Origin of the sequence: Streptomyces sp. NPDC048623 (genome assembly GCF_040650755.1) — a bacterium.
GTDB lineage: Bacteria > Actinomycetota > Actinomycetes > Streptomycetales > Streptomycetaceae > Streptomyces.
Window position 1 is genome coordinate 156,509 of sequence record NZ_JBEZHV010000017.1, and the last position, 11,010, is coordinate 167,518.

General features: G+C 68.5%; 11 protein-coding genes, 1 rRNA gene and 2 pseudogenes. 9 read left to right on the forward strand and 5 right to left on the reverse strand.

The genetic code is table 11. The annotated features are described in order from the left end of the window. Positions 1–19: 19 nt before the first annotated feature. Positions 20–808 (reverse strand): hypothetical protein, encoded by a 789-nt coding sequence (locus AB0C73_RS24125; RefSeq protein WP_362533652.1) that lies wholly within the window; start codon positions 806–808, stop codon positions 20–22. A gap of 165 nt (positions 809–973) precedes the next feature. Between AB0C73_RS24125 and AB0C73_RS24130 the strand changes: the two genes are divergently transcribed. The 4 genes from AB0C73_RS24130 to AB0C73_RS24145 all read left to right on the forward strand — a co-directional run bounded on the left by AB0C73_RS24130 (position 974) and on the right by AB0C73_RS24145 (position 4,202). Next, positions 974–1,771, forward strand: coding sequence for an ABC transporter ATP-binding protein (locus tag AB0C73_RS24130; RefSeq protein ID WP_362533654.1), 798 nt, complete (start codon positions 974–976; stop codon positions 1,769–1,771). Positions 1,772–1,842: 71 nt separating this feature from the next. After that, on the forward strand, positions 1,843–2,271 hold the full coding sequence (locus AB0C73_RS24135) for an NfeD family protein (RefSeq protein WP_362533656.1): 429 nt from the start codon (positions 1,843–1,845) through the stop codon (positions 2,269–2,271). 108 nt (positions 2,272–2,379) lie between these two features. Further along, positions 2,380–3,330 (forward strand): SPFH domain-containing protein, encoded by a 951-nt coding sequence (locus AB0C73_RS24140; RefSeq protein ID WP_265865978.1) that lies wholly within the window; start codon positions 2,380–2,382, stop codon positions 3,328–3,330. A gap of 98 nt (positions 3,331–3,428) precedes the next feature. Next, positions 3,429–4,202 carry a sulfite exporter TauE/SafE family protein gene (locus AB0C73_RS24145; protein ID WP_362533658.1) on the forward strand — a complete coding sequence of 258 codons (774 nt, stop codon included), beginning with the start codon at positions 3,429–3,431 and terminating at the stop codon, positions 4,200–4,202. A gap of 70 nt (positions 4,203–4,272) precedes the next feature. Here AB0C73_RS24145 and AB0C73_RS24150 read toward each other — a convergent pair whose 3' ends face one another. The 3 genes from AB0C73_RS24150 to AB0C73_RS24160 form a co-directional block, all read right to left on the reverse strand. After that, positions 4,273–4,782 (reverse strand): HNH endonuclease, encoded by a 510-nt coding sequence (locus AB0C73_RS24150; RefSeq protein WP_362533660.1) that lies wholly within the window; start codon positions 4,780–4,782, stop codon positions 4,273–4,275. Positions 4,783–4,944: 162 nt separating this feature from the next. Beyond that, the gene (locus AB0C73_RS24155; RefSeq protein WP_362533662.1) at positions 4,945–5,478 is read right to left on the reverse strand and encodes a YbhB/YbcL family Raf kinase inhibitor-like protein; all 534 of its coding nucleotides are present in this window, start codon (positions 5,476–5,478) and stop codon (positions 4,945–4,947) included. Between the two features lie 51 nt (positions 5,479–5,529). Continuing rightward, on the reverse strand, positions 5,530–6,312 hold the full coding sequence (locus AB0C73_RS24160; RefSeq protein ID WP_362533665.1) for a sporulation protein: 783 nt from the start codon (positions 6,310–6,312) through the stop codon (positions 5,530–5,532). 113 nt (positions 6,313–6,425) lie between these two features. On the opposite strand from AB0C73_RS24160, the pseudogene AB0C73_RS24165 reads away from it, so the two are divergent. The 3 genes and pseudogenes from AB0C73_RS24165 to AB0C73_RS24175 form a co-directional block, all read left to right on the forward strand. Next, a pseudogene (locus AB0C73_RS24165) lies at positions 6,426–6,572 on the forward strand (3-methyladenine DNA glycosylase); the annotation flags it as partial. A gap of 14 nt (positions 6,573–6,586) precedes the next feature. Continuing rightward, the gene (locus tag AB0C73_RS24170) at positions 6,587–7,198 is read left to right on the forward strand and encodes a DNA-3-methyladenine glycosylase (protein ID WP_362533667.1); all 612 of its coding nucleotides are present in this window, start codon (positions 6,587–6,589) and stop codon (positions 7,196–7,198) included. Between the two features lie 267 nt (positions 7,199–7,465). Further along, the gene (locus tag AB0C73_RS24175) at positions 7,466–7,993 is read left to right on the forward strand and encodes a hypothetical protein (RefSeq protein ID WP_362533670.1); all 528 of its coding nucleotides are present in this window, start codon (positions 7,466–7,468) and stop codon (positions 7,991–7,993) included. A gap of 565 nt (positions 7,994–8,558) precedes the next feature. Here AB0C73_RS24175 and AB0C73_RS24180 read toward each other — a convergent pair. Next, positions 8,559–10,007: a recombinase family protein gene (locus AB0C73_RS24180; protein WP_362533673.1), complete on the reverse strand. Its 1,449-nt coding sequence runs from the start codon at positions 10,005–10,007 to the stop codon at positions 8,559–8,561. 69 nt (positions 10,008–10,076) lie between these two features. On the opposite strand from AB0C73_RS24180, the pseudogene AB0C73_RS24185 reads away from it, so the two are divergent. Together AB0C73_RS24185 and AB0C73_RS24190 are read left to right on the forward strand one after the other, a co-directional pair. Continuing rightward, positions 10,077–10,408 (forward strand): annotated as a pseudogene (locus tag AB0C73_RS24185) (DNA-3-methyladenine glycosylase); the annotation flags it as partial. 512 nt (positions 10,409–10,920) lie between these two features. Continuing rightward, positions 10,921–11,010 (forward strand): 16S ribosomal RNA (locus AB0C73_RS24190); the annotation flags it as partial.

Here is an 11,010-nt window from a genome sequence, read left to right on the forward strand (position 1 = left end):
GCCGGGGCCCCTGACCCGCCTAGAACCCGCGTTCCCGTTCCCGTTCCTCCACGTACGCGTTGTACGCGGCGACCTGCGCCCGTCGCGCCACCCGCTCCACCGGCCGCAGCGCCGCCCCGCGCGCGGCCATTTCCGCCGCACTCACCGCGCCCCCGTGGCCGTCGTACGCCAGGTCCACCAGGAGACCGACGCGCTGGGCCAGCTCCAGGACGCGGACCGCGCGGGGCGGGTAGCCCGGGGCGAGGACCTCGCGGCCGGCCTCCGAGCGGGCGCGGTACGCGTCGCGGGCGGCGTCCGCCGCCGGGCCCGCGGCGGCCACGTCCAGCCGCGTGAGGACCGTCGTCGCCTCGCGCAGCGCCTCGGCCAGCTCCCGTTCCGCCTCGCCCAGCGAGGGCACGTCCGCGGGCGGTGCCTCCCGCACCGGGAGGCAGTGCCAGACCACCTCCACGTGCACGTCACCCGCCGGGCCCGCCTCCCACACCTCCGGCACCAGGCCGTACGGCGCGCCGAAGCCGACCACCGCCTCCTCCGCCTCCAACGCGCGCGCGTTGAACTCCGGCGGTCCGCTCAGCCCCAGCGGATGCCCCGGCGCCGGCAGCGCCACCCGCCACCCGGTCACCCCGAGCCGCCGCAGCCGCCCGAGCGCCAGCGTCAGGCCCACCGGCCCCGCCTCACCCGGCAACCCCTCCACGCGGTGCACCGCGTCCTCACCGACAATGGCCTGCGCCGCATCGTCCGGCGACACCGCACCGGCCAGCAGGGCATTGCCCCAAGCGGCCAGCCGTCCTGAGCGTGGTTCCGAAAGCATGCCCCCACCCTAGGTAATCGCGGCGAACTCCCGGCACGCCTCCGGGCCCGCCCGGCGGCCCCAAGGCCCGTCCCGCCCACCTCGTGGCGTAGGTTTTCCCTGGACGCCGCGCCCACAGGCGCACGGCGGTGACACGACTCGACCCCAAGGGGAGACAACGCGACCATGAGCGATGTACTGGAGCTGGTGGACGTATCCGTGGTCCGCGACGGACGCGCTCTGGTGGACGAGGTCTCCTGGTCGGTCAAGGAGGGCGAGCGCTGGGTCATCCTCGGCCCCAACGGCGCCGGCAAGACCACCCTCCTCAACGTCGCCTCCAGCTACCTCTTCCCCACCAAGGGCAGCACCACCATCCTCGGCGAGCGCCTCGGCGGCGTCGGCACCGACGTGTTCGAGCTCCGCCCCCGCATCGGCGTCGCCGGCATCGCCATGGCCGAGAAGCTCCCCAAGCGCCAGACCGTGCTCCAGACCGTCCTCACCGCCGCCTACGGCATGACCGCCACCTGGCACGAGGACTACGACCCGGTCGACGAGGCGCGCGCCAAGGCATTCCTCGACCGCCTCGGCATGAGCGACTACCTCGACCGGAAGTTCGGCACCCTCTCCGAGGGCGAGCGCAAGCGCACCCTCATCGCCCGCGCGATGATGACCGACCCCGAGCTGCTCCTCCTCGACGAGCCCGCCGCCGGTCTCGACCTCGGCGGCCGCGAGGACCTGGTCCGCCGCCTCGGCCGCCTCGCCCGCGACCCGTACGCCCCCTCCATGATCATGGTGACCCACCACGTCGAGGAGATCGCCCCCGGCTTCACCCACGTCCTGATGATCCGCCAGGGCAAGGTCCTCGCCGCCGGCCCCATGGAGACCGAGCTCACCTCCCGCAACCTCTCCCGCTGCTTCGGCCTCCCGCTCGTCGTCGAGCACGTCGGCGACCGCTACACCGCGCAGGGCCTCCCGCTCAAGTAGCCGTACGGGCGCACGGTCCGCACAGCTGCGGCGCCCTGTCACACAAGACCCCACCGCCCTACCATGACCATGTGGACATCGACGCATGGATCTGGTGGCTGATCGGCGCGGTGGGGCTCGGCATTCCCCTCGTCCTCACCGCGATGCCCGAGTTCGGCATGTTCGCCGTCGGAGCGGTCGCCGGCGCGGTGACCGCCGCCCTCGGCTTCGGCATCGTCGCCCAAGTGCTCGTGTTCGTCGTGGTGTCCGTCGCCCTCGTCGCCGTGGTGCGCCCCATCGCCGCCCGGCACCGCGACGGCCGCCCCGGACTCGCCACCGGGGTCGACGCCCTGAAAGGCCGTCAGGCCATGGTCCTGGAACGGGTCGACGGCAACGGCGGGCGCATCAAGCTGGCCGGCGAGGTCTGGTCCGCCCGCGCCCTCGACTCCGGGCAGAGCTTCGAACCGGGCGCCCAGGTCGATGTCGTCGACATCGACGGAGCGACCGCCGTCGTGATGTGACCGAACCTCACCCATGACTCTCCACGGTCTGGGAAACTCGATCATCGAGATCAACATCGAGATCAACATCTGGTCATCAACCCGGCAGCGAAGGGCACAGGGAGCGCGATGTCAGCAGTCATCATCGTCCTGATCATTCTGGTGGTGCTTGTCTTCATCGCCCTGATCAAAACGATCCAGGTCATCCCCCAGGCGAGCGCCGCCATCGTCGAGCGCTTCGGCCGCTACACGCGCACGCTCAACGCCGGCCTCAACATCGTCGTCCCGTTCATCGACCGCATCCGCAACCGCATCGACCTGCGCGAACAGGTCGTGCCGTTCCCGCCGCAGCCGGTGATCACCCAGGACAACCTGGTCGTCAACATCGACACCGTCATCTACTACCAGGTGACGGACGCCCGGGCCGCGACCTACGAGGTCGCCAGCTACATCCAGGCCATCGAGCAGCTCACCGTCACCACCCTCCGCAACATCATCGGCGGCATGGACCTGGAGCGGACCCTTACCTCCCGCGAGGAGATCAACGCGGCGCTGCGCGGTGTCCTCGACGAGGCCACCGGCAAGTGGGGAATTCGCGTCAACCGCGTCGAGCTCAAGGCCATCGAGCCGCCCACCTCCATCCAGGACTCGATGGAGAAGCAGATGCGCGCCGACCGCGACAAGCGCGCCGCGATCCTCACCGCCGAGGGCATCCGCCAGTCCCAGATCCTCACCGCGGAGGGCGAGAAGCAGTCCGCCATCCTGCGCGCCGAGGGTGAGGCCAAGGCCGCCGCGCTCAAGGCCGAGGGCGAGGCCCAGGCCGTCCGTACGGTCTTCGAGGCCATCCACGCCGGCGACCCCGACCAGAAGCTGCTCTCCTACCAGTACCTCCAGATGCTCCCGAAGATCGCCGAGGGCGACGCCAACAAGCTCTGGATCGTGCCCAGCGAGATCGGCGACGCACTGAAGGGCCTCTCCGGCGCCTTCGGCAACGTGGCCCCCGGCGTCCCCGGCTTCAACACCAAGAACGCGCCGACCGCGGACATCCCCGCCCGCCGCGAGGAACCCCCGGTTGACTGACACGTACACGTAATCTCGCGATCTCGGGCATGATCGGCGCGAGCCCCTCGATCCCACCACCACGGGACGGGGAGGCGACTCACCGAACCCGTAAGGAGATGGCGTTGTCCATCTGGGAAATGCTCGCGGTCTTCGGTGCCGGCACCGCCGCCGGCACCATCAACACGATCGTCGGATCGGGAACGCTCATCACGTTCCCGGTCCTCCTCGCCACCGGCCTCCCGCCGATCACCGCGAACGTGTCCAACACCCTCGGCCTGGTCTCCGGATCCATCAGCGGAGCCATCGGCTACCGCGGCGAACTCAAGGGCCAGAAAGCCCGCGTCCTCCGCCTCGGCACCACCGCCCTCCTCGGCGGACTCGTCGGCGCGATCCTGCTCCTCGCCCTCCCCTCCGACGCCTTCGACGCGATCGTCCCCGTCCTCATCGGCATCGCCCTGCTCCTCGTACTCCTCCAGCCCCGCATCGCCGCAGCCGTCCAGCGCCGCCGCGAGGCCAACGGCACCGAGGCCCACCCCCACGGCGGCCCGGCCCTCGTCATCGGACTCTTCCTCGCCAGCATCTACGGCGGCTACTTCGGCGCCGCCCAGGGCGTCCTCTACATCTCCCTCATGGGCCTGCTGCTCAGCGACAGCCTGCAGCGCATCAACGCCGTCAAGAACATCCTCGGCGCCGTCGTCAACGGAGTCGCCGCCGTCTTCTTCCTCTTCGTCGCCGACTTCGACTGGACCGCCGTCCTCCTCATCGCCGTCGGCTCCACCATCGGCGGCCAGATCGGCGCCAAGGTCGGCCGCCGCCTCTCGCCCACCGTCCTGCGCGGCGTCATCATCGCCGTCGGCATCGTCGCGATCCTCCAGCTCACCCTGAAGTAGGCCGAGAACGCGACGAGGCCCGCCCCTGGAATTCGCCACCCGGGGCGGGCCCACACCACATCGGAAAGAACTACGCGGCGGCCTGCGAGGCCAGCCAGGCCGGCAGCTCCGAACGCTCGGCCGCCTTCAGCGCCAGCAGCATCGCGTCCGCCGGCGTCGGCACGAACGGCTGGTGCAGCAGCGGCATCCCCGCCTGCTCCGGCGTCCGGTCCGCCTTGCGGTGGTTGTCCTCCGCGCACGAGGCCACCGTGTTCAGCCAGTGGTCCCCACCCCCCTGCGCCCGCGGCACCACGTGGTCCACGGTCGTGGCACGCTTCCCGCAGTACGCGCACCGGTGCTGATCCCGCACCAGCACACCCCGCCTCGACCACGGAGCCTGTCTTCGGAAGGGCACCCGTACGTACCTGCACAGCCTGATCACCCGCGGTACCGGCATGTCGACGGCGTTCGCGCGCACACGAAGACCGGGGTGTTCCTGCTCCACGACGGCCTTGTCCTGCAGGACAAGCACCACCGCACGGTTGAGTGTGACCGTCGAAAGCGGCTCGAAGCTCGCGTTCAGTACCAGCGTGTCCCGCATGTTGCCCACCTCCCGTGTGCCGGCCCACCCCCGTGGCGGGCTTGGATCAACTCTGGCCGGGCGCGCCGGGTAGGACAACGCAATATCCGCGTAAAGAAAGATGCCCGCTTCTGATCTCTCCAAGACCAGAAGCGGGCAAACAACAGACGAACGATCAGTCCGCTACGCGGGGTTCTCGTACTCCGTCACGAGCTGGGCACGCCCCAGCGTGTGGAACCGCAGATTGAACCCGACCGCGGCCGGCGATGCCTCCGCGTCCGGACCCAGCTTCTCCTGGTCCACCGCGTACACCGTGAAGACATAACGGTGCGGCCCGTCGCCCTTCGGCGGCGCGGCCCCGCCGAAGTCCTTCGACCCGTAGTCGTTACGAGCGTGCACGGCGCCCGCCGGCAGCCCCGCGAACGACCCCGAGCCCGCACCCGCGGGCAGCTCCGTCACCGACGCCGGGATGTCGAACAGCACCCAGTGCCAGAACCCGCTGCCGGTCGGCGCGTCCGGGTCGAAGCACGTCACGGCGAAGCTCTTCGTCTCCGCCGGGAAGCCCTCCCACCGCAGCTGCGGGGAGACGTTCCCCGCCGCGTACACCTGGGCGTCCTTCAGCACCCCACCCTCCACGGCGTCGTCGCTCACCACGGTGAACGACGCCACCGGAGGGTGGAAGTCATGGGGAAGCGGCGCCCTCTTGCCCTCGGCCACGTCTGAACCTCCGTATCGCTGGCCGGCCTGATCGGCCTGACGAAGCCGAGCCTAGAACCAGTTGCGGCGCCCGCCGACCTCGGCGAGCCACTGGTTCAGGTACGCGGCCCAGTCGGTCGTGTGGAAGTCGTGCAGCCCCACCGTGAACGAGCGGTACGAGTCGCTGCCCTCGGTGAACAGACCCGGCTTCTTGTCCATCTCCAGGACGACGTCCATCTCGCGCTCGTCCGCGACGAAGCTGACCTCGACCTGGTTCAGACCCCGGTACTGCTGCGGCGCGAAGAACTCGATCTCCTGGTAGAACGGCAGCCGCTGCCGCGTCCCCCGGATGTGCCCGCGCTCCATGTCCGCGTTCTTGAAGCGGAAGCCCAGCTGGATGAAGGCGTCCAGGATCGCCTGCTGCGCCGGCAGCGGGTGCACGTTGATCGGGTCCAGGTCGCCCGAGTCCACCGCACGGGCGATCTCCAGCTCCGTGGTCACCCCGATGTGCATCCCGCGCAGCTGCTGCCCCGCGATCGCGGTGACCGGCGTCTCCCACGGGATCTCGAGCCCGAACGGCACCACGTGCACCGCCCCGGCCTGCACCTCGAAGGCCCCGCCCAGGCGCACCTTCACGAACTCGATGTCCTGCTTGTACTCCTGGTCGTTGCCCTCGACCTCGACCCGCGCCTGCAGGCCGACGGACAGACCCTCGATCTTCTGGGCGACCGAACCGCCCTGGATCCGCACCTCACCCTGCACGACCCCGCCGGGGACGACGTTCTCCTCGGAGAGCACGGTCTCCACCGACGCCCCGCCCGCACCGAGACTGGCGAGCAGCTTCTTGAACCCCATCGACGACTCCTTACTGTCCTGACGTCCTGCGCAGTCCTGACCCGTACATACGCGTGACGACCGTAGTCGGTTCCGCCCCGGCACCCGTACGGCCCCCAGTACGCTCGGACGCCATGAGCGAGAGCCGCCCCGACCGTACGCCGCTCCCGCGGAGTTTCTTCGACCGTCCCGTCCTGGAGGTCGCCCCCGACCGCACAGCGAGGAACTCCGTCATGTTCGGCCCGCCCCGACACGCGTACGTCTCTTTCACCTACGGCATGTCAAGGCGGTCAGCATGAATGTCGATCTTCTCGCCCACCCTGCCGAAGAGGTCGCCCCCAAGCTGCTCGGGAGTGTAATCACCTGTAAGACCCCGGAGGGAACCGTGAGCATCGCCATCACGGAGACCGAGGCGTACTCCGGCGCGGCCGACCCGGCTTCCCATGCCTACCGAGGCCGGACACCCCGTAACGCGGTCATGTTCGGACCCGCAGGACACCTGTACGTGTACCGGTCCCACGGCCTCCACTGGTGCGCCAACGTCGTCACTGGGACGGACGGCATCGCCTCGGCTGTCCTCATCCGGGCAGGCAGGGTCATCGAGGGGGAAGACCTCGCACGCAAGCGGCGAGGGGAGAAGGTCGAGAGTTCACGCCTTGCCCGAGGCCCCGGGAACTTCTGCCAGGCACTCGGCATCACGGCAGAGCACAACGGCGCAGACCTCCTGACAGGTACCTCGGTCGTGTTGTCCGAGGGCGAGCCGGTGCCCTCCGCGCTCATCCGGGTTGGTCCACGGGTAGGCGTGAGCAAGGCCCACGACTGGCAACACCGGTTCTACCTCGCCGGTGATCCAACGGTCTCGGCGTACCGACTGAGCCCCAGAGCCAAACCGCCCGCCGGAGCCTGAGCCGCCATACGCCTCGCTCGCGGCCCGCCGGCGAGTCGGCGCCGAGCTGGACCAGAAGTTGCGTGATCGTTCGCGAGCGCGGCGCGTGACGCGTTCCTGACCGGTCGAGTGACTGTCGACGTGCGCCGACTCGGACCGGACGGGTGGGTGTGACTGAGCACCGCAGTTGGCATTCGAGCAGCCGAGTTGGGATCTTGTCCCTGCCTGGTGCATGCGAACCAAAGCAACAGACACAGATCTGGGCCGGTCAGACGTAGGGGTGGGTGGATGAGCGCAGATGTGGAGCGGGAGCGCTGGGAGCTGCGAACCGGAGAAGGTGTGGGGCCGCTGAAGTTCGGGATGTCTCCAGCCGAGGTCGCCGACGCCCTGCTGGTCTCTGGGCCTCCGGCACGGGTCGGTGGTCCGTACGAGCAGGAAGACTTCCCGGACGGGGTGAAGGCGTTCTACGACGCGGGCAAGCTCGCATGCGTCGCGCTGGATGCAGTCACCGGTCCGCAGATCTTCCTGGCCGGCTTCCCGTTGGCAGGGAGCGATCCAGTGCAGGGCCATCAGTTTCTGCTGGACCACGCTGCGGAGCATGGGAACTGGATTCTTTACACCCCTGACGAGTCGCTTTCCCTGACCGATCTCGGACTTCTTCTGCGTTCGCAGCGGGTCGGGAACGCGCGCCTCACACGTCCACTCTTCGTCAAGGAGGAGTGGCTGGAGTCGCAGTACTTCCGAGACCACCTTCCGCTTGAGGATGCCTCAGGCCGAGCGCTCTATCTGGCGAGCGGTGACGGGAGGGCTCCCTGAACAGGGCGCTTCCTCCTTCGTGTGCGATCCCTCGGCCCGCCGCCGCCGTCGCTCCCGACCGCACGAGACCGAGTCCAGGCCCGAACGCTTGGGCGTCCACCTGTGAAGAGAGATCGCGCCCACCAGGCACGGTCCACCCCCGCAACGAAAGGGAGGCACATGTCCCGCCATTCGGCGGGGGTCACTGGCGCACGCATGTGTGCCTCACAGGAAGGGGCCACACTCGGTGGCTATCAGCTTCGGCCATGACCGCCCGTGGGGCGGTGTCTCGCAGCACGAGTACCGGCGCATGGCGCAGCACCCGGGACACCCTCTCGCCTACCGCGTGCACTTCGCCGCCATCGGATGGGCAGACCGGCAAGGACACACAGGCTTCGATCCCGGCCGGCTGGCCGCGCTGCTGGGCAAGGAGGGCAAGCCGCTGTACCGAGCAGAGCACCCGCAACGCGGTGGCCCGCGCCAAGGAGCTAGGCCGGGTATGACGATGGGCCCCGCCCGACACTCGTCAGACAGGGCCCGTGCTCACTGAGCGCCGACAGCCGGCTCGGCTTTCCGCGGTCGGATCTCAAGGGTTCCGGAACGTGATCCGGCAGTGCTCGCCCTTGAAGGACCGAACCCCTCGACCGCGCGGCATCAGCTCGACTCGCTCGCAGACCTGCATGACGACGGTCCGCACGTAGTCGATGCGGTCGGGGTCCTCATAGTCCAGTTCCTCCCACAGGTACTCGATGTCGCCAAGGTCGACGCGCACCCGCTGCGATGCCAGGTCTGCCAGCTCGGCCCGGATCTTGGTCAGGTCGGCGTCGCACCTGCTGATGCCCGTCCGCAAGGTCGACGCGTCGATGTCCCCTACGGCGAACATCTCCGCCAGGGCGGTGCGCCTCTCGGATGCGGCCGTCTCCTCGGCCAGCAGCTCGGCCTCTCGCTCTTCGTCTGCGGCATCCGCGGCCGGTGCCGCGTTCCACTCCTCGGCCCTGTCGATGACCTTCCGGACCACGAAGGAGTCAAGAGCGTCTGCCGGGCAGGTGATGCATCGGCCACCTGAACAGGTGTAGATGCGGTACCGCTCGCCTGCCGCGTTCTTCTTGCTCCACCCCTGAGTGGCGACGGCCTGACACTTCGAGCAGCGGACCACGCCGGACAACAGGGCTTTGCGCTTGCCGCCGCCGCCCGTGTTGCGCTCGGGGTCGCTCAGGTAGCGGACCAGGGCCCGGAACATGCCCTCGGAGACGATCGCCTCCCAGTTGCCCGCACCGGTCTCCTCGGTCAGCCGCACGCGCCTCCCGTCCGGTTTCTCGACCCACTGCGAGTACGTCTGGATTCCCGCGTTCCTGGGCTTCAAGAGGACACCCCGAAGGTTCGAGCTGCGCCACTCCTTGCCGTGCGGCGAGAGCAGTTCACGGGCGTTCCAGTCCTTCGCGATGGACCAGAGGGAGACACCGGTCAGGACATCCCGGTACGCCTCCCGAAGGGCTTCCGCTTCTGCCTCACGATGCCTGCCGTCGCGCTCGAAGCCGAAGGGGCGAGTACTCCAGAAGGGCCTGCCCGATTCTCTACGGCGCTGGTGTCCGAGTACCTGACGCTCTACTCGCATCTCGGTCTCGTTGCGAGCCACCACAGCACCGATGCGAGCAGCGAGACAGCCGGACGGGGTGGACAGGTCGAGCACTCCCTGAGCCTGTGCGGCGGCCAGCGTGACGCCGGTCGACTCGGCCAGGTCCACCAGGTCCTCAAGATCCCAGGGAGTGCGGTACATGCGGTCGAAGTGGCGAGACACGATGGCGTCTGCCTTGCCGTCCTCCACCAGAGCCTTGACGCGCTCCCACTCGTCGCTTCGCTTGGCTCCCCGCTTGGTCGAGGCTGACGTGTCCTTCTCGACGATCACGGCTACGACTGACCAGCCGTTCCGGTCGCACAGCGCCTGACTCAGCTCGACCTGTTGTGCCAGGTTCCCGCCCTTGGACTCCTCGCCCCTCGGGGTGGGGCTGAGCCTGGCGTAGATGATCGCTCGCACTGCCGGTCTCCTGCTTGTCGTTGCCGCGCCGATGACGCCGGACCTAACGACGTACGTGCTTGGTGAGTCACCTACGCATGTGGCACTGCCTCAATCTGGTGTGCGGCCCCGAGGGCGAGGCGAGCGGAGTACTGCTCCGAGCGGGTGAAATCCTGACCGGCGCCGAACAGGCGCGGAAGCGACGTCTTTCGGCCCGTTACGACTCCGAGCTCGCGAAGGGCCCGGCCCGTCTGGCCACCGCCCTCGACGTGGCCCGCACCCTCAACGGCACCGACGCCTGCGCCGGCCCGGACGCCCCGCACCCCTGGCGCTTCTGGATCGACGACGACCACACGGTCAGCCCCTACCGGGCCCATGTGCCGCGGAAGCGTCGCCTTGACTCGGGCGAGGGAGATGCGTAATGTAGCCCGAGCCGCTTGAGACGGGAAGTGCTCACTGAAGCCTCCCGGGAGCGGCCATCCACTCCTTACAACGATCTCCCAGCGGGGCTTGTTTCGGCGTGCCGAAATTCGTTCCGAATGGCTCGATTTGAGTCGCCAGGGAAATCCGCTAAAGTAGTGGACACGCCGGAAGGGCCCGGAACGACGAAAGTCGAAAAGGGACCGGAAAGCACCGAGGAAATCGGATCGGAAAGATCTGATAGAGTCGGAAACGCAAGAACGAAGGAAGCGCCCGGAGGAAAGCCTGCGAGGGTGAGTACAAAGGAAGCGTCCGCACCTTGAGAACTCAACAGCGTGCCAAAAATCAACGCCAGATTAGTTGATACCCCGTCCATCTTCGGATGGTCGAGGTTCCTTTGAAAAAGTCCACCCCTTGTGGGTGGCGCACAGCGAGGACGCTGAGAACGGTCGGCCACATTCCGGCATGACCGTTCCGCTCAACGCGAGTGTTATCACCCGATTACGGGTAAACATTCACGGAGAGTTTGATCCTGGCTCAGGACGAACGCTGGCGGCGTGCTTAACACATGCAAGTCGAACGATGAAGCCCTTCGGGGTGGATT